Here is a 17,437-nt window from a genome sequence, read left to right as displayed (position 1 = left end):
CTTTATAAAGGCGTAATATGATAGTATTCATTAACCTGGGGCATCGCATTTTACAAACGTAGGGGCTGTGTGTTTTTTAACTTATATTTTTTCCGATAAAAAATGGTGTTACTTAATGTATGACACGAGAGTTTCATTGTAAGACGACGGGCAGGATAGTTGAGCATTTATATTGAATTTATTAAAAGTCAGAATTCCGATAACACCACTTAGTGAGGTGAAAATATGAATAGCGAAGTGAAATTGCGAGACGTGAATAAAGATGACTTGCCGATATTTTTTGAGCAACAATTAGACAAAATTTCCAACCATATGGCTGCCTTTACTGCCAAAGTTCCAACGGACAAGATTGCCTTTATGTCTCACTGGCAAAAGATATTGGACGACGATCGGATTATAAAAAAGACCGTACTCTTTAACGATCAAGTAGCGGGGCATGTTTCGAGTTTTGAACAGTTCGGTGAACCGGAAGTCAGCTACTGGATCGGACGAGAGTATTGGGGAAGAGGTGTTGCAACTAGATCACTTTCTCAACTTCTTGACTATGTACACATTCGTCCCTTATTTGCTCGTGCAGCGAAAGATAATACGGCTTCTATTCGGGTATTGGAAAAATGCGGATTTAAGATTTGTGGTGAAGACAAGGGGTTTTCCAATGCACGTGCTGAGGAAGTCGAAGAATACGTTTTAAAGCTGCCTTCTAAGGCAGAGTAGCAATCTCAATATTTCTCAGCTCCCTCGACCGGGACTACAGCCGCTTCTTCGGCAGCCCGCCCGGCCGAGGCATCGCCCGCCTGCGTCAACAGGAATTGTTCGAGGAATGACTCGAATCGGCTAATCACCCGCTCGCTCCCGCAGCCGCAGGGCTGGGGGGTTATTTTTTATCCGGCGAATCAGGCAAGAAGTCGGGCGAAACAGGCAACTTGTCAGGCGGCGGGGACCCTATAATGGGGTATCCACATGAAGGAGGAATTGAAGATGCGAGTTTTTGTTACAGGTGCAACAGGTTTCATCGGAAAGGCGGTGGTCCGCGAGCAGCTGCTTGATGCCGGACATCAGGTGCTCGGCCTCGCCCGCTCCGACCAGTCTGCCGCCGTATTGACGGGGGCCGGAGCCGAGGTCCATCGCGGTGCGCTCGTACGATCTCGACAGCCTGCGTGAAGGCGCAGTTGCTGCGGACGGGGTGATTCATCTGGCCTTCATCCATGATTTCTCAGACTATGCCGGCGGGGTCGCGACCGTTCTTGTCCCGGGTCCAGGACAAGAACTTGTACCGATTGCCGAAAAGGACAAGAACATCGTCCGATTACCGTTTTAATGAAGATCTAAACAAATCCATATTTGTAGAGCTAACATTGAGAATAAAGAATTTGTCCATTCAGCTAGCTTATGTAGCCATTTCATTTTGAGATAATAAAATAAAGTATTAGACCGTAGTGACCTCTAGGGAAGCCACCGTCATAGGCATGGAGCCGGCGAATTAATATACCTGGACTTCGATTATAGATTTTTGGGGCACTCCATTTAGTGACACTGCACCCTTACCCCAATATTCAAACCAAACTTGCCATGACCAGGCAAGTTTTATTTTTTATTTAAAAACCTTATAGGAGGAAAAATAGACCATTTTGTAGAAACAAAGAACCTTATGGAAGAAAATGAAGTAACCGCCCTTCGGGGAGATCGTTAAGGGAGGCCGTGATGAACGAGACCGCATTTGACGAACCATTATTTGCAAGCTTGAAGCCGGGCTTAACCTCGTTCTGTTACCGAATGCTAGGCTCCATGGACGATGCGGACGATGCCGTTCAGGAGACGAGTATTCGGGTCTGGCAGAGCTGGAGCACGTTCAGACAGGAGTCCTCGTTCAAAACTTGGGTCTATCGGATTGCCTCCAACCTGTGCTTGGACAAGCTGAGACAATCCAAACGCCGCGCGCTTCCCGTTGACCTGTCCGACCCGGCCGTCGCCATCGTCGAGCCGCGCGACACGCTGCCGGACTCTGCCTGGATCTGGCCGTCTCCCGACTTTGGGGGCAATCCGGAGGATCGGCTCGTCCGCAGAGATACCCTTCAACTGTGCTTCATCGCTCTCCTGCAGACCTTGCCTCCGCGGCAGCGCGCGGTACTCATTTTGAAGGATGTATTTGAATGGTCCTCCAAGCAGATCGCGGAAACGTTGGCGATGTCGCCGGCAGCGGTGAACAGCGCCTTGCAAAGAGCCCGAGAGTCGATGGACCGGGCGCAACTTCGCTCGGATGAGCTCATCAGCATGGACGTTCAACCGGAGCAGCAGCTGCTGTCCCGGTATGTGGAGGCCTTCGAGCAATTCGATATTGATGCGCTCGTCGCGTTGTTCCACGAGGAAGGCTGCATGTCGATGCCGCCCTTCGAGATGTGGATCCGCGGCAAGGAAGATTTGTCCGCCTTCTATTCACTTACTCGCTGGCATTGCGAAGGTTCGCGATTTGTACCCATTACGGTGAATGGCGGTTATCCGGCGTTGGCCCAGTATATGCCGGGCAAAGAGGGATCTGGCTTGATACCCTGGGGCATCCACGTCATCGAAACCAAAGAAAATCAAATCCTGCACGTTCAAAACTTCATTCATAAGCCATTATTTTCGCGATTTGGGCTCCCTGAGCGAATTGACCGATGAATTTCGTCATTGGCTTACGTCTATATCATTGAGAATAACCAAACGACGAATATCATGAGAGAGGTGTCTATTTAAAATGGAAACGAGTCAACCGACGAAAGTAACCGTGCAAGCCGTCATGGAGGCCCCTGTCGAGAAGGTATGGCGCTATTGGACCGAGCCGGATCACATCACGAAGTGGAATCAAGCGTCCGAGGACTGGCATGCGCCGAGAGCCGAAAACGATCTGCGGGTTGGCGGCAAGTTTCTGACACGGATGGAAGCGAAGGATGGCAGCATGGGCTTTGATTTTGGCGGCGTCTACGATGTCGTGAATCGGCATGAGGCGATCGGCTACACCATGGAGGACGGAAGAAGAGTGGATATTGCTTTCGTCGATCAAGGGAATGAGACGAAGGTCATTGAAACGTTCGACGCGGAAAGCTCCAACCCCGTCGAGTACCAGCAAGCAGGCTGGCAAGCGATCTTGGACCATTTCAAAGCCTATACCGAGCAAAACTAATCATCGCGAAAAAGACTCCGGGGAAGTTGCCCGGCGTCTTTCTTTTTGAACCCTAGTACGAGCGTGCTCTTCGTTAGCCTTAACCTTGTGCCGCATCCATGTTCATGTAGTTAATGGCCCACAGATGGCCGTCCAAGTCCACGAAGCCCCAATGATACATGAGCCCATGATCTTCAGGTTCAGCGTGCAATTTCCCGCCCAAGGAGACCGCGGCATTCACGATTTCATCGACCTTTTCCCGGCTTTTGAAGGCCAATGCGATCGTCATCTGCGCATACTTGCTCGTATCGACGGATTCCTTCTCCGTGAGCGTATTAAAAAATGCTTGAGTGATCAGCATGACTTGCAGGTTGTCGCCGATCAGGATGGCTACCGAATTGTCGTTCTCGGGAAATTGCGGGTTGAGCTCGAATCCGAGTCCGGTGAAGAACGCTTTCGATTGTTCTACGTTTTTTACAGGCAGGTTGAAGCTCGTGAATGCGGACGTTAATGCCATTTTCAAAACACCTCTTCGTCAAATTAGTTTGTGTTCATGTTTATGCCTTCGTTTATATAGACGACGGCCGATCCGTGAATTCATCGGTCTCATGGATTCGGAAGCGTAAATTTTGAAAAATAACTTGGTATTGAGTTCCGATACCCGCCATTCCCGTAAGGTTGCTTATTCTTATTGTGCAGGGATAAAGAGTGAACCTCTCTAAAAAGGAATTCGTCTGGATAAGTCTTATTTTCAGCTTGCTGTTAGTGCCACTATTAACGTGGATTTTATGTCATTTGGTTGGCGATATCCCAACAAAGGATAGCAATAAAGCCGGTTACACCCTTAGCGTGGGGAAAACCGGCTGTTTTTGTATTCGAAACTCCTTTACGTTGAAAAAGTGATATAAAGTTGGCGAGACCCCAGTTACAACTTCATAATCGCGCGACAGTTCATAGGTGTTGTTGTACTTGGCTGCTTGGCCTAGGTGTGTGCTGCTTGCCATAAGTGAGACGCCGTAGCAGCGTTTCGGCCGGTCCCCGGTAAGAGCAGCGTTGCATTAGCCCAGCAGCAGCGACCGTGACTAGCCATACGGCCACCGAACATCCTGCCGCGACGAACGTTGGGCTTGAAGTCTTCGACCCCAGCGCTAGGGTGTATGGTGACGCCAGCAAGACCCATGATAGCGACTGAAAGAGGTATCCCGACAAGGAGCGCTGGCCCAGCGCTGCGAGCGCTCCGACGAACAGGTTTGCACGCGGTGCGGCGCTGCGCTTCATCAATGCCAGGCTTATAAGACCGAACAGCGACACGAACCCCATACCGCCAAACATTCCCGATACTTGGTGAAGTATAGTGATCAACTGCAGCGTCTGTTCGTCCGGATGTAGGTAACCAGCGCTGAAGAGCCCCATTGGCACACCACCCCCGATGGCGACGCCGAGCCCGAGCATCGTGCCGACTACGAGCTTCCCGACGTGCCTAGCCGGTTCCTCAAGGATCCGGTGACGAGCCGCCCACACACCGAGCCAGACGATGAGGATGAGCCCGAGGAGCGTCAGCGTGTGGATAGGCCATTCGGACAGTCGCGCCATGACCGACGACAGGTAGTCCGGTGACGACAGCGACGATATAGTGTTACCTGGCAACGTGGCTGTACCGTGCGTGTCGTGCGTGAGACCGAGCACCACCAGCACGGCAAGCACGATCGTGAATAAGAGGTATAAGCCCTGGATCCATAAGGCGATCGCGTGTACGCGAGCACCGCGCCGCAACAACAAGAGGGTGATGAGGATGCCGACGATGCCATAACCACCGAGGAAGTCGCCATAGTACAGCAGAGCTGCATGCAGAAACCCGAACAAGATCAGCCAGCCGTTCCGCTTCAACAGCACCTTCCGCGCCACTAACGGGTTACCCGAGGCGGCGTCCTGGCGTTGGGTGAGCTGGATCAACCCGTACCCGAACATGACGCCGAACATCGGGAATGCACGCGCATGGATCAACACGTTCATTAAGAAGTTCCAGCCCCGCTCGACTCCATGTGGCGTCGTATCGAAGCCGGGCTCGAACGGCATGAAGAAGCCTACACTGTTGGCAAGTGCGATGAACAAAAGCATTGCCCCACGGGCTAGATCAGGCGCCAATGTGCGTTCGGTACGCTGCACCGGTCCCCGCGCCCCGGTTTTTATTTCCCGTGTTTGTTCCTTTTCATTACCTATTTGATTTTTTTCTGTAACCATCATTTGATCCTCCCCGTAAACATAATCCATTTTTTTGAATTGACTGGACCGTTACCCGTTGAACCCTGCCGTGCGATTCGATGTCCGGATCAGTTCAAAAAGGCCTTCTGCGCGTGAACAGCCAGCCATCCGCCAACAGGCAACTCAGCAAAATCGTCATACCGAATCCTTGCCAGAGCGAATCGTTGAAAAGCAACGCAATGAAGCCATCAGCCACATGCGGACGCAATGCTGGTACGGACGCGCCAACCGGGATTACGGTGATTCGCAAAACCCAGATGGCCCACCCGGCTGCATGGCGCAACCCGGAAAAGAAAATTAGCCAGTTCTTCATTCCAGAAAGGCCCGGTCCAAGCAGGTTCCTCCATAACTCCATCGATAGACACATAAATTGAAGCTGATACTTTTCCCATTCTGTTCCTCCTAACGGTTCTTTAATTTTACTTTTGTAAAGTTACGCTTTCAGTATCTGTTTTAACTTTATAAATGTCAAGTAATATTTTACTTATAGAAAATTTAGTTTGACTTACTGAAAGTTGAGTTTGACATACTGAACTCGTAGTAATAGTATAAAAAGAAGTCTACAAAGGGAAAGGGAATTAAATGAATGGGGAAAATTCGAAATGCGGAGCGTACGCGCAAGTCGATTTTACAAGCAGCCCGAGGGGAGTTCTTGGAGAAAGGCTATGCGGGAACAAGAATTGAATCCATCGCTCAACGAGCCGGTGTAAAGAAACAATTAATTTATCATTACTTCAGCAGCAAAGATCAACTCATCATGGAGACCATCGAGGACTTGATGTCTGACGCTCCGCCCAGCGGTCTTGTTTTACCGGTAAATCCAGCTCATATTGCTGAATTCCGACTGGACGTAAATCTGAAGTATTTGATGGATTTTCTAAAGTTCACAGCTTGGGAGGCGATCGAAACTTTTCCAAGCGACCTCAACGGTGAAGAACGAAGAGAAAAGGTGCTCCATTCTTACAATGAAGACATGCGAGCCAAGCAAGAAATCGGATTGGTGCCGAAAGACCTGGATCCCGCATTCCTTACTCTCATGATTTCAAGTCTTACCGTCTATCCGCTTCTCTTCGGCAATGTAACTCGGATGATCACAGGACTAACACCAGATCATCCAGAGTTCCAGGAAAAGTGGTCGCATTTTCTCCGGCTGATCAGCGAACGGATCTTCCATGACGCGAAACCAAACTCTTAGGGCAAATTGGGTCTCCCGTGAGGTTGGCCTCAAATTGGCTCATTACGTTAACGGGAAACGATAGTTCAATGAAGACATTTGAAGGTAGCCGGCTTTTTTGTTCGGCTGCCTTTTTCTCAACTAACGGGCACGATAGCTTAATTATAAGTATTCTTTACGTGCCAAAATCTGGGGGTTAATGGTAAGCTCAAGGTATTATCTGTAGCTTGGTTAAGGGAGTGATGTGCGTGGAACTACATAGCGGAGCACGTAATAAATAATTATTCTATTTAGAAAGGACAACATATTTCGTGATCATACATAGTTATGACTACAAATACCATGACGAGTACCGAGCAAGCTTCAATCGACTTTCCAAGTTAGTATTTGGTATTTACCAAAAGGGAGCCTGGGACGACCGTTATATATGCCATTCATTTGTAGCCGATGACGAGGTAATTGCTAATGTTTCAGTAAGTAAAATGAATTTGGTCATTAAGGGTGACATAAGGGCTCTTCAAATCGGAACTGTAATGACTCATCCTGAACATCGGGGTAAGGGATTGTCAAAACAACTGATGAAGCAAGGTTATTGAAATAAAAGGGGGGAGATTTTTGATAGAAACAAAACGTCTTATAATTAGAGAAATGGTGCAGTCCGATTATGATGCATTGTGCGGAATATTGTGTGATGAGGAAGTAATGCGTGCTGCTTATGGTAGTGCATTCAACTTAGAAGAAGCACAAAATTGGCTTAACAGACACCTTAAAAGATATCAAGAGTATGGTTTTGGACTTTGGGCTGTTGTATTAAAAGTAACAAACGAAATGATTGGTCAATGTGGCTTGACAATGCAGGGCTGGAGAGAAAAAGAAATTTTGGAAATAGGATTTTTGTTTCAAAGAGCGTATTGGCACAAAGGTTACGCAACAGAAGCGGCAATTGCTTGCAAGGAATACGCTTTCTCGGTTCTTAATGCAGATAGGGTTTATTCTATTATTAGGGACACAAATATAGCCTCTCAAAAAGTTGCTGTTCGAAACGGTATGAATATTATTGATAAAGATACTAAGAATTTTAGGAATATAGATATGGAATTTTTTCTGTATTCTGTAGAGCGAACAAAATGAGCATAATACAAAGTAAAAAACAATTGATCATGTAATATGCGTGACCCCACGATTAGAGCACTGGTTGTGTTACCTTGGCTGAAAATAAAAAGTTAAAAAGTGAAAATGCCTTACTTAAGCACTAAACAAACCTGTGAGTGTGCTATAAAAGAGTAAGAGTTCTATTTAAAAAAACCACTCCTATTTGTGCCAGGAGTGGTTTAGTCTTTATATACTGATGTATATCTTATGGTCAAACTGTACTTTGTGTTTAGATCCATTACGGTGAACCGTATCGCAAGTAGAGCGAAATATTGACTTTACAACTGCTGGGAGCGGGAAGTCGTATCCGAGGGTAGTTCTTATTTAGGAGAATAAAAACAGGGTGACCAAATACCAACGTCTTAGTCACCCCCGCAAGTTATGAATTTCTATCTTGCAGCGTCTCCATCATCGCATAAAAATATTTCGGTTCGCCAGAAGTGAAGTAGTTATACCAAGCTTCTAACGTTTCTTCCGCAAACAGGTCCAGCAGCGCAATAACCTCGCGCGCCAACAGTAGTGCGCCAGCTGAACCGGTTGTGATCAGATTGCCATCTGTCACGATGTTATCGTCTTTATATCGAGCAGCGCCTTTGTACGCGGGGCTAAATAAGTTCAAATATTCCAGACTGTTGCTCGTATGCTGACGGTCATCCAGCAACCCGGCATCCGCAAGAGCAAGCGTTGCCCCGCATATGGCTGCAACATTGCCACCGACGTTCAGCAGTTGTTTTGCTTTTTCGATGATTGGCCCGTTTATGGGATCTTTCCAATTGTCAGCACCCGGCAAAAGTAATATCGCCGATGTTTCATGCGTTATTTCATCTACTGTCAGATCCGGCACAATTGTCAACCCGCCCTTCGTCGTGATAGGACGGTTGGAAGCTCCGACAGTTCGTACGGGAAGACGACTCCCGCGATTATTGAAATATTGACCGGAGTTGAGCTCCGCAGTTACAAATCCAAGCTCCCAGTCCGCCATCGTATCCAGTACATAAACATAAGCGTATTTCATAAGTTCCTCCTTGGTTGTTTATGAATTCCACTAGTCTCTAGCTATGAGCACAGATTATGCATACGCCGATAGGGACTGCTTCGTTCCCTCATGGATTCCATTAAGGACTTCCTCCAGAATCAGAATAATGCATAGGGATAAATCGGATCAGTTCATTGGCCAGGAGCTCGGGTTCCTCCAGCGCTGCAAAATGACCGCCACGGGGCATTTTGTTATAGCTTCGCACATGTATCGAACGTTCAGCCCAACTTGCGGGGAACTGGATTTCGCGCGGGAAGAGCGCGATACTTGCCGGTACTCTACGTGTCGCTGTGATAGGCGGAGCGCTATCTTCATTCGCTTGATTGGCCATTGCAATTAGCCGATACATACGTGCGGCAGATCCGGCCGTCTCGGTCAACCAATAGATCATGATATTCGTGAGAAGTTCGTCCTTTCCGCCGAATGCATCATCTACGGTCTCGTCCCCAGCCCCCGAACGGATCATGCTGACGAACCAAGATGCCAAGCCAACCGGCGAATCGTTAAGCGAATAGGCCAGCGTTTGCGGTTTGGTAGCTTGCAGCCTCAGATAGGCGCCTTCTGACTGAACCCAGGCCTGCGTGTCTAACATAAACTGTCGATCGGCAGAGGACATCTCAGTAATATCCTCTCTTCCAGTTGGATAACCAGCGTCCGTCAACAAGATCGCTTTCACAACGTCGGAGTGATGTGTGGATAGCATTGTCACGACTCCAGTGCCGATATCCCCGCCGCAAGCCGCGAAGCCCTCGTATCCAAGTGTTTCTGTCATCAGCTTGGCAAACAGGCGGGCAACTCGCCTCGGTGTTGTGGTTTTTCGATCCGAAAATCCAAAACCGGGAATCGAAGGCACGATAAGATCGAAGGAGTTAGATAGCAGAGGGATCATCTTGTGAAATCGGTAGAAGCTGTCAGGCCAACCATGAACGAGCAATAGCGGCACCGCGTGTGGATTTTCGCTTTTAACATGCACGAAATGAAGGGTCGTACCCTCTATAACAGTCTTGTATTGCGGTAAGGCATTTAATCTGGCTTCATGAATACGCCAGTCATACTGCGTTCGCCAATAATCGATTAATTCTTTCATATAACCGAGATCTGCACCCATATTCCAGTTTTCTCCAGCCGCTTCGTCGGGCCACCGCGTATGATCCAGCCGCATTTTCAAGTCTTCAAGATCCGATTGTGGAACATTGATTTTGTATGGAGTAATGATTGCTGATCTCCCCCTTCAATACAGAATGTAATAGCTGCTTTCTGCATTGTAAGGGAACCAACAAGACACTGTATTGTATATTTTTTCCCGAGATCTAATTCGTGAGAGGGATGTGATTGGGGTGCAGGCTTTCTATAGCGCGATACTCGGTCGGAGTGAGGCCGGAAAAGGACTGAAATTCTTTAATGAAATGGGACTGATCATAATAATCGCAAGACATGGCAAGATCGGCCCAATCGATATCGTTGCTCTGTCTGATTAGACGTACCGCCTTTTGAAAACGCATTAAACGACTAAACCTTTTGGGTGTTAGTCCCACTTCATCCTTGAAAATTTGAATGAATCGTTTGGCGCTCATGTTGAGCTGTTCAACCATGTACGTAATAGATTCGGGGTGTTGTGGCTGCTGAAACGAGGCCATCGCAAACTGAACGGCAGAATGCGATGGCCTCGACCAATCGCTTCGTAACAGAAAGTATTTTTCAAGGATATGAAATCGATCTTCTACCGTGTTGGAATAGAGCAGCTCATCGCGCAGATCTATAGCCGCTAACCCCCATAAATCATCCAACGAGATATGCATATCTTTTAACGCAATAGAAGGCAACTTTAGAAGGGGACCAGCGCAGCCGGGCTTGATATGTACGCCAATCATGGACCGCTCGCTTGAAGAATCCGTTATATAATAATCAGTATGAGGCCCGCTAATCACGGAAGATGCAAGTATCGCTTCGGTGTCATATCGATTGTGTATACGAGTTTTACGATCATACAGATCAATAACGAGATCAATCGAGCCGTCCGGTAAGGTGAGCCTTCTCGACCGTGGCGGATTCTTTCCGGTGTAGGACCAGAAGTAGGAGATGAAGGAAGACAAAGGAGGTCGAGGGGAATAGGTCAGAAACGGCATTGCTGTTCAGTCCTTTCTCTCATTGTTCGTTACCCCGAGCTTTCGATTTGAATCGTGACCCGTCGCGAGCAGACGATGATTGGCTGCGTTAAGGAAGGGGGGGCATCAGCCCAACTGATTCAGCCATTCACACACTTTATTCGCTATCAAACGTCCGTATCCTTTATCCCACGATTAATGGAAAAGGAGTTTTGGAGTAGGGCAAAAGAGAACTGACTCTCCGGATCGGCAAATCCAATCAAGCCGCTTATACCGGTATGGCCAAAAGTAATTTCCAGTTGGCATTCTTGATTGGCATGATCGAGGTCGGTAGCATTCTTTTAATCAGCATATCCTCGGGCATATCAATCCAAGGCAATTCTTCCCCGTTAATCGTGGCAACCATCCATATCGATAGGTTCCGGCATTTGTGGAATACCGGCTTATGGCATTGAACCTGTCGAATGATAATACCCGTTTTTCCGTTCGCAAAGTCGTGTTCGTGTTGAGCAACGTTTAGTATGTTGAATTTGGGTAAATTCATGTCTTTGTTTGATAACTATTCTCTCCGGATTGCCCTGAGCTCCCGACGTCGCCGACTCATAAATACCAAAGACAATGAAATTACTGTAAGAATAATCCCAAGCACTCGAAATCCACCAAAGCTGAATTTAGCCCCCACTATGACGCCTATCAACAACAAAGAGAGAATGGCTCCCAGGATTCTTGATGTAGTGAACAATCCGGAGGCTACACCTATGATTTCTTTTGGAGAGCTTTTGAACAACGCCGCTTGCAGACCGACACTGTTCAACCCGTTGCTAATACCAAATGCCGCTAACGACAAACACACGCTAATAACCGGTGAAGTTTGATTCAAAGTCACGATCCACACCGAACCCAATGTCATCAGGACTGCGGCCACGTTCAATGCCGGCCTGGGTCCTGATTTATCGATCCATCGTCCTGCTAGTGGAGATGCAACGAACGAGCATAAACCCAAGCTTAACATGAGAATCCCTGTATGAAACTCGCTGACATGACGTACCATTTGCAAGTAAGACGGAACCCCATAAAAAAGAGTGAATAAAATTAAGTTAACGATTATGGATTGAACATTAACCCAAGTGATTTCAGGATATTCGGCTAATGTGCGCAAAGGAATGAAGGGCGACACCGTTTTTAACTCATGACGTACAAAAGCCCCCAGTGCAACGAAGCTGATCAGCCCGACAATGACTTGAATGATTGAGACATGCCCGGATGACTTTACCGACAGCAATCCAACAAGTAGGAGAACCAGGCCCACTGTGAAGAGCAGGGTCCCAGAGGCATCAATCAAATCCAACCATGCTCGAAAGGACATGCTATGTGTAGCGGATGCTGGCTTTTCGTCCTTCGGAATCGTCAACCAAGAAAATAGAAAACTCGCCACTGCAAACGGGATATTGACAAAAAAGATAGCGGGCCAATCCCACAGGTGAATCAAAACCCCGCCAACAAAGGGCCCAATGGCTGCAGCTCCGGATTGAAAGATGGTCAAAACAGACACCGCCGTAGCTTGTTTCTCTGTAATATTCATTCGAATAATGGCCATTCCCGCTGAAATTATCATGCTCGTTCCGACGGATTGCACAATGCGGAACAAGATGAGCCACCCAAAGTTAGGGGACAGCGGAGCGATTGCGGAGGCAACGAAGGCTACCACAAGCCCAGTAAGAAATATCTTCCTGCGACCGAATAAATCGCTGGCCTTTCCCATGACAGGACTAGAGATAGCACTTGCAATATAAAAACAAAAAATAATCCAGAATACAACGGTTATGTCAAGTTGGAACACATTTTGCAGCCTGGGTATCGCAATGGAAATCATCGAAGAATTTAATGGGTTCAATAAGATCCCCAGTCCAACGGAAACCATCAACCACCAATTGCGAGCATTCATTTTGAGTCCCCCCCAAAGTGTTTTGAATTGATCGTAATCGAAATCGGACATTTACTCCAACGCATTTTATGCTATGATTTCATTGACTTGAGGGAATGAATGGAGGGTGCGAAATGGAACTTCTTCAACTGCAATATTTTCTCGCGGTAGCTCGATTGGAACATATGACCGAAGCTGCACGAAGCCTGCACGTTACTCAATCATCACTAAGCAAAACGATTCAACGCCTGGAGGAGGATCTAGGGGTCCCTCTATTCGATCGAACAGGGAGGAAGCTGCGACTCAACGTGTTCGGAAGCAGATTCCTTCGCAGAGCGGAAAGAGCTTTGTTTGAATTAGAACAAGGGAAGCAGGAGATTAGTGATTTGTCCAGCCCGGAACATGGCACAATCGAATTGGCGGTGACCACCGCAAGTACGTTGCCAAATATCCTTCGTGAGTTTCGGAAAAAGTGGCCCCATATCCAATTTCATGTCCAAATGCTGACCACGCAGGAAATGATTACACTTCTTCATCGAGGAGAGGTCGATTTCTGCTTGTCCTCCCCGCCAATCCAAGGGGAAGACATTGAATGCCAAATCGTGTTCATCGACCCCATCATTGTATCTGTTCCAAAGGGGCATCGGCTGGCAAACCGAAGCAGTGTATCTTTGAAAGACCTTAAGGATGAATGGTTTGTCGGAGCAAAGAGGGGCTACCGTGGTCGCGATTTAGTAGACTCCGCTTGCAAATCGGCTGGATTTGTACCTAAATATGTATATGAGGGAAATGAGACTGCTAGGCTAAGAGATCTTGTGGAAGCCGGGATTGGCATTGCCTTCACACCATTTTCAGCAATGAATTCACGGGAACATATCCACTATCTCCAAATAGAGGAACACGAATTGGGAATCGAGATTGCTTTATTTTGGCACAAAGATCGGTACATATCACGTGCTGCTATGGAATTCCGCAAGGTAGTTGTAGAATATTTCAGGTCTTTATCCAGTGGTAACCAATCGAAGGACTAGTATAAGATTCGGAAGGACAGAGTGCTGAAGCTATTAAGGAAGGTTCGATGGAGAAGGAAGGCAATGTGGTGCTGAAAGGAGCTTGCTTTTGTCTATAATGAGCACACCATTGCGATTTCGGATACAGCGAATGAAGATCAGATGGAACAGATGCTGGGCAAACCGGATAACCTGAAATCTCATGCGTACAGTGCCGGCGATGGAACAAACATGGATACGTTAATCGGTTTTACAGAAAAGGTTTATACGTATCTGTCGAAGGACAAGAACATAGTCCCATTGAAAGTCGCTATTTTAGCGGCTTTTTTGTTTTATCGGTACAAGTTCTCGTCCCGAGCCCAGGACAAGAACTTGTACCGATTGCCGTAATGGACAAGAACATGAGCCGATTACCGATAAGATAAGTATCTAACATTGTTTCCATGCAATCTCATTATGCATAACGGGCAGGATAACGCAATAAGTAAATGGAACATGTTAAAGGAAGAGGGTGATATTTTTGAATGCAGAGGATATAAAAGACGTGATTAACGACTTTCTCGAAGAGGATTTAGTACAACGGGGAAATGTGGAAACTGTCGTCCTTAGCGGCTCTTTTGCAACGGGTAAAGCTACAAAACATAGTGACATTGATCTGTGCTACATAGGGCAATTTTCAGGATTTCAACGAGAGAGTATTAATTTTCAAGGCCATGAATTTCAATTAATGATTGGCCCTTGGTCTTGGTATGAACATGTGGTGTCAGAATTTGAACGTAATGGCAATAACATCGGCACTATTACTGTAATGCTTGCTACAGGTGTATGTTTAATTGGAGACACCGAAAAATGGCGATCCCTAAATTCCCTTGCGATTTCCCATTATAACAGAGGACCTAAAAAAATCGATTGATGAAATAAGAAAAATACGAGTTCGAATTACTGATTTGTGGGAAGATTTCTGTGACGCCGAAAAAGAACAAGTCCGCCTATGGCTCGCGTTAGATATTCTTCAAAAGTGTGTAGAGGCACATTTTATCTTCCAAAACAGGTGGGCAGTCAAAACTAAATATCAAATTGAAGAATTAAAAGCACATGACCTCATCATGGCCAGTCATCTTAGTAAATGTATTAGCTCGCTTGGTTCGACAGAAGAGTTACAAAACATTTGTTCATACGTTCTTGAGCCTGTTGGTGGATGGATGAAGGAGTCTTGGAAGTCGTAAAACGGCTACGCTGACGGGCGGATTAACAGCAACGTGTATAAGTGCGGATACTTTTAAATAAACAGACACTTTGAGAGAGGTTTTTATTAATGAGTGATTTAAACATTGTTTATATCGAGACAGAAAGGCTGGTCGTCAGATCTTTTGGCAAACAGGATTTTGAGCAATTTAAAAGGCTTTTGGATTTGTATGGAGGTTGGCAAAGGCAGAAGCCAAAAGCAAAAGAGTTTTTTGATTGGCACCTTTCTAATTATGAGAAGATGGATATTATAACTGGAACAATATGCTTAGGTCTTTTTGAAAAGGAAACAGGTGAAATTCTTGGTCAGGTTGCTGTACAAGAACATGATGACCTGAATGAACCCGAATTTGGTTATGGGATCCTCCCATATGCAAGAGGGAAAGGATATGCTAAGGAGGCTGCAAAAGGCACCCTTGGATGGATAGAGGGAAAGTACGACATTCCATATATCATTGGAACAGTTGCGATCGACAACATCCCTTCTCAAAAGGTTCTTGAATACTGCGGGTTCCAGCTTGTTAATGAGCAAAATTTGCTGATTCATATGATGAATGAGCGACATGATTTTAAGTATTATCGTTATTATTTGAAATAGTCCTGAATAAACCGATAAGCAATACACACGGTTAAGCTAACGGGAAACGATAGTTCAATGATGACAGATGACAGATGACAGCCGCCAGAATAACCGGCTACTTTTAAATTACTTGATTGGGTAGTTTTAATGAAAAGTATCATATAACTTCTATAAACCAATTTGGTGGCGGTTACATGTCAACTTCGAATATAATTATTGACAGGGATGGGTCTATTGGTAGTTCTGAAGAGGTTATTTACCCTGGTGCTTTTAAATTATTTCCTTTCTCAAAACAATCGTTTGATATCCTTTGGAGTGCTGAGGTACCAATCTACGCTTTTACAAATCAACCTGGTATTTCTCGTGGAGATGCAACGATTGGCGACTTTCAGGATGAACTCACTTCCTTTGGCTTTGATCATGTATACATATGCCCACACCAACATGAGGAGGGCTGTACCTGCCGCAAACCCTCATCGGCTTTGCTTATTCAAGCAGCAATAGATAACGATCTGGAGTTGAAGTATTGTGCTGTTATTGGAGATAGGTGGACCGATATGATTGCTGCCCAAAGAGCAGGGTGTATCAAGGTGTTAGTAAAAACAGGTTCTGGCGAGAAGGAATTGGCCCAATATCGCAACAATCAATTTTTTGGAGAATGGCTTGAAGCTGCTCCGGATTATGTAGCCACAAATGTACTAGAGGCGGTCAACTGGCTCTTAAAAATAGCTATACAAAAAACGGCATCAGTGCAATAACCAAGTTGATATCCATTAATAATGATGGCTTGTATATAATAATCATTAATTAATTGAAAATCCACATTTCATAATCGAAAGAAGAGAGTCAGAGAGGAGAAGCGGTTGTGAACCTTGAAAGACTTATGGCCATTACGATCTTGTTATTGAATCGAAAACGGGTGCAAGCGCAGGATTTGGCCGACCGATTGGAAGTATCTTTGCGCACAATTTACCGCGATCTGGAACGATTGAATATGGCGGGGATCCCGATCGTTTCTTATACAGGCGGAGAAGGTGGCTTCGAAATCATGGAGAGCTTTCGCCTGGACAGGCAGATATTATCCATGGATGAGCTATCCACGCTCACGACTGCCTTGCATGGACTTCAATCAGCAAAAGCATATAATGGCGGGAAACTTGACGTATTATTGGAAAAAGTCGGCGCATTAGTGTCGAAAGCAGAGAGGAAGGGTTTCAGTAAGACGGAACCCGTCATGATCGACCTGAACCCTTGGCGAAAGAGTCACGCCGAAAAGTTAAAATACGAAGAATTGAGCAAAGCCATTGAAGAAACCAAGGTGGTTGTCTTCACCTATACAAACATGCAGGGAAATGAAACCGAGCGGCGGATTGAACCGATGGGTCTTGTTTTGAAGGGGTATACCTGGTATTTGTACGGCTTCTGCTTACAACGAAACGATTTTCGCAACTTCAGACTTTCGAGGATCCGCGGATTATCAGCGCTCCATGATAAGTTTGAGCGACGGGCGGTTTCTTTATCTGAATTAAACGAGCAATGGGGCCCAAAGCGCCAAGATAACATGATCGATTTGGTTCTCAAATTCAATGGGGCTGCTAGAGTTCAAGCCGAAGATCATTTCGACGAGTCCGAAATCGAACGGCAGACCGATGGGTCGTTAATCGTACGCGTACACTACCCGGACAACGACTGGTTGATTGGCTTTCTGCTCAGTTTCCGAACAGGGGTGTGCGTGGTAGAACCCACGAGGATCGCTTCTGCTGTAAAAAAAGCCGCATTAGAAATTAGCGAAATATATCGGGGTTGTTGA

Annotated in this window: 18 protein-coding genes and 3 pseudogenes; 13 read left to right on the top strand and 8 right to left on the bottom strand. The window is 46.3% G+C overall.

Going from position 1 to position 17,437, the window contains the following annotated elements:
* The first annotated feature begins 225 nt into the window (after window positions 1–225).
* Window positions 226–714, top strand: a complete 489-nt coding sequence (locus tag RJP21_RS17540; RefSeq protein WP_310860421.1) for a GNAT family N-acetyltransferase — start codon at window positions 226–228, stop codon at window positions 712–714.
* 5 nt (window positions 715–719) lie between these two features.
* Here RJP21_RS17540 and RJP21_RS17535 read toward each other — a convergent pair whose 3' ends face one another.
* Window positions 720–842, bottom strand: a complete 123-nt coding sequence (locus RJP21_RS17535; RefSeq protein WP_310860420.1) for a hypothetical protein — start codon at window positions 840–842, stop codon at window positions 720–722.
* A 136-nt stretch (window positions 843–978) separates the two neighbouring features.
* Between RJP21_RS17535 and RJP21_RS17530 the strand changes: the two are divergent.
* The 4 genes and pseudogenes from RJP21_RS17530 to RJP21_RS17520 form a co-directional block, all read left to right on the top strand.
* Window positions 979–1,237 (top strand): annotated as a pseudogene (locus tag RJP21_RS17530) (NAD-dependent epimerase/dehydratase family protein); the annotation flags it as partial.
* Between the two features lie 464 nt (window positions 1,238–1,701).
* Entirely contained in the window at window positions 1,702–2,658 is a 957-nt protein-coding gene (locus RJP21_RS17525; protein ID WP_310860419.1) for a sigma-70 family RNA polymerase sigma factor, read from the top strand.
* Between the two features lie 141 nt (window positions 2,659–2,799).
* A pseudogene (locus RJP21_RS31470) lies at window positions 2,800–2,871 on the top strand (hypothetical protein); the annotation flags it as partial.
* Window positions 2,843–3,160 (top strand): annotated as a pseudogene (locus RJP21_RS17520) (SRPBCC domain-containing protein); the annotation flags it as partial. The pseudogenes RJP21_RS31470 and RJP21_RS17520, both read left to right, overlap by 29 nt.
* Before the next feature lie 79 nt (window positions 3,161–3,239).
* On the opposite strand, the gene RJP21_RS17515 reads toward RJP21_RS17520, so the two are convergent.
* From RJP21_RS17515 to RJP21_RS17505, 3 genes are all read right to left on the bottom strand, one after another.
* A complete protein-coding gene (locus tag RJP21_RS17515) occupies window positions 3,240–3,656 on the bottom strand; it encodes a VOC family protein (protein ID WP_310860417.1) in 417 nt (138 codons plus the stop codon).
* A 434-nt stretch (window positions 3,657–4,090) separates the two neighbouring features.
* Window positions 4,091–5,383, bottom strand: coding sequence for a DUF418 domain-containing protein (locus RJP21_RS17510; protein ID WP_310860416.1), 1,293 nt, complete (start codon window positions 5,381–5,383; stop codon window positions 4,091–4,093).
* Between the two features lie 91 nt (window positions 5,384–5,474).
* On the bottom strand, window positions 5,475–5,714 hold the full coding sequence (locus tag RJP21_RS17505; protein ID WP_310860415.1) for a hypothetical protein: 240 nt from the start codon (window positions 5,712–5,714) through the stop codon (window positions 5,475–5,477).
* A gap of 273 nt (window positions 5,715–5,987) precedes the next feature.
* Here RJP21_RS17505 and RJP21_RS17500 point away from each other — a divergent pair, with 273 nt between their 5' ends.
* The 3 genes from RJP21_RS17500 to RJP21_RS17495 all read left to right on the top strand — a co-directional run bounded on the left by RJP21_RS17500 (window position 5,988) and on the right by RJP21_RS17495 (window position 7,706).
* A complete protein-coding gene (locus tag RJP21_RS17500) occupies window positions 5,988–6,596 on the top strand; it encodes a TetR/AcrR family transcriptional regulator (protein ID WP_310860414.1) in 609 nt (202 codons plus the stop codon).
* 290 nt (window positions 6,597–6,886) lie between these two features.
* The gene (locus RJP21_RS31285; protein ID WP_397386234.1) at window positions 6,887–7,171 is read left to right on the top strand and encodes a GNAT family N-acetyltransferase; all 285 of its coding nucleotides are present in this window, start codon (window positions 6,887–6,889) and stop codon (window positions 7,169–7,171) included.
* A 19-nt stretch (window positions 7,172–7,190) separates the two neighbouring features.
* Window positions 7,191–7,706, top strand: a complete 516-nt coding sequence (locus RJP21_RS17495; RefSeq protein ID WP_310860413.1) for a GNAT family N-acetyltransferase — start codon at window positions 7,191–7,193, stop codon at window positions 7,704–7,706.
* A gap of 400 nt (window positions 7,707–8,106) precedes the next feature.
* Here the strand turns inward: RJP21_RS17495 and RJP21_RS17490 are convergent, their stop codons facing one another.
* From RJP21_RS17490 to RJP21_RS17475, 4 genes are all read right to left on the bottom strand, one after another.
* Window positions 8,107–8,742: a DJ-1/PfpI family protein gene (locus tag RJP21_RS17490; protein ID WP_310860412.1), complete on the bottom strand. Its 636-nt coding sequence runs from the start codon at window positions 8,740–8,742 to the stop codon at window positions 8,107–8,109.
* Between the two features lie 100 nt (window positions 8,743–8,842).
* Complete coding sequence (locus RJP21_RS17485) at window positions 8,843–9,976, bottom strand: epoxide hydrolase family protein (protein ID WP_310860614.1); 1,134 nt, start codon at window positions 9,974–9,976, stop codon at window positions 8,843–8,845.
* 97 nt (window positions 9,977–10,073) lie between these two features.
* A complete protein-coding gene (locus tag RJP21_RS17480) occupies window positions 10,074–10,889 on the bottom strand; it encodes a DUF6597 domain-containing transcriptional factor (protein ID WP_310860411.1) in 816 nt (271 codons plus the stop codon).
* A 538-nt stretch (window positions 10,890–11,427) separates the two neighbouring features.
* Window positions 11,428–12,813, bottom strand: coding sequence for an MFS transporter (locus tag RJP21_RS17475; RefSeq protein WP_310860410.1), 1,386 nt, complete (start codon window positions 12,811–12,813; stop codon window positions 11,428–11,430).
* A gap of 113 nt (window positions 12,814–12,926) precedes the next feature.
* On the opposite strand from RJP21_RS17475, the gene RJP21_RS17470 reads away from it, so the two are divergent.
* From RJP21_RS17470 to RJP21_RS17450, 5 genes are all read left to right on the top strand, one after another.
* Complete coding sequence (locus RJP21_RS17470; RefSeq protein ID WP_310860409.1) at window positions 12,927–13,823, top strand: LysR family transcriptional regulator; 897 nt, start codon at window positions 12,927–12,929, stop codon at window positions 13,821–13,823.
* A 499-nt stretch (window positions 13,824–14,322) separates the two neighbouring features.
* The gene (locus tag RJP21_RS17465; RefSeq protein WP_310860408.1) at window positions 14,323–14,715 is read left to right on the top strand and encodes a nucleotidyltransferase family protein; all 393 of its coding nucleotides are present in this window, start codon (window positions 14,323–14,325) and stop codon (window positions 14,713–14,715) included.
* 402 nt (window positions 14,716–15,117) lie between these two features.
* On the top strand, window positions 15,118–15,645 hold the full coding sequence (locus RJP21_RS17460; RefSeq protein ID WP_310860407.1) for a GNAT family N-acetyltransferase: 528 nt from the start codon (window positions 15,118–15,120) through the stop codon (window positions 15,643–15,645).
* A gap of 176 nt (window positions 15,646–15,821) precedes the next feature.
* On the top strand, window positions 15,822–16,385 hold the full coding sequence (locus RJP21_RS17455; protein WP_310860406.1) for an HAD-IIIA family hydrolase: 564 nt from the start codon (window positions 15,822–15,824) through the stop codon (window positions 16,383–16,385).
* Between the two features lie 107 nt (window positions 16,386–16,492).
* The gene (locus RJP21_RS17450; RefSeq protein ID WP_310860405.1) at window positions 16,493–17,437 is read left to right on the top strand and encodes a helix-turn-helix transcriptional regulator; all 945 of its coding nucleotides are present in this window, start codon (window positions 16,493–16,495) and stop codon (window positions 17,435–17,437) included.

Origin of the sequence: Paenibacillus sp. VCA1 (assembly GCF_031583795.1) — a bacterium.
Taxonomy (GTDB): Bacteria; Bacillota; Bacilli; order Paenibacillales; family Paenibacillaceae; genus Paenibacillus_AQ; species Paenibacillus_AQ albilobatus.
The sequence above is the reverse complement of the archived record's forward strand: the minus strand, read 5'-3'. Positions and strand labels throughout refer to the sequence as shown.

Excerpts from the sequence above, each read along its gene's own strand:
- RJP21_RS17540 (WP_310860421.1), top strand. The coding sequence starts at position 226 with ATGAATAGCGAAGTGAAATTGCGAGACGTGAATAAAGATGACTTGCCG.
- RJP21_RS17515 (WP_310860417.1), bottom strand. The coding sequence starts at position 3,656 with ATGGCATTAACGTCCGCATTCACGAGCTTCAACCTGCCTGTAAAAAAC.
- RJP21_RS17480 (WP_310860411.1), bottom strand. The coding sequence starts at position 10,889 with ATGCCGTTTCTGACCTATTCCCCTCGACCTCCTTTGTCTTCCTTCATC.
- RJP21_RS17525 (WP_310860419.1), top strand. The coding sequence starts at position 1,702 with ATGAACGAGACCGCATTTGACGAACCATTATTTGCAAGCTTGAAGCCG.
- RJP21_RS17455 (WP_310860406.1), top strand. The coding sequence starts at position 15,822 with ATGTCAACTTCGAATATAATTATTGACAGGGATGGGTCTATTGGTAGT.
- RJP21_RS17490 (WP_310860412.1), bottom strand. The coding sequence starts at position 8,742 with ATGAAATACGCTTATGTTTATGTACTGGATACGATGGCGGACTGGGAG.
- RJP21_RS17475 (WP_310860410.1), bottom strand. The coding sequence starts at position 12,813 with ATGAATGCTCGCAATTGGTGGTTGATGGTTTCCGTTGGACTGGGGATC.
- RJP21_RS17500 (WP_310860414.1), top strand. The coding sequence starts at position 5,988 with ATGGGGAAAATTCGAAATGCGGAGCGTACGCGCAAGTCGATTTTACAA.
- RJP21_RS17460 (WP_310860407.1), top strand. The coding sequence starts at position 15,118 with ATGAGTGATTTAAACATTGTTTATATCGAGACAGAAAGGCTGGTCGTC.
- RJP21_RS17470 (WP_310860409.1), top strand. The coding sequence starts at position 12,927 with ATGGAACTTCTTCAACTGCAATATTTTCTCGCGGTAGCTCGATTGGAA.
- RJP21_RS17510 (WP_310860416.1), bottom strand. The coding sequence starts at position 5,383 with ATGATGGTTACAGAAAAAAATCAAATAGGTAATGAAAAGGAACAAACA.
- RJP21_RS17505 (WP_310860415.1), bottom strand. The coding sequence starts at position 5,714 with ATGAAGAACTGGCTAATTTTCTTTTCCGGGTTGCGCCATGCAGCCGGG.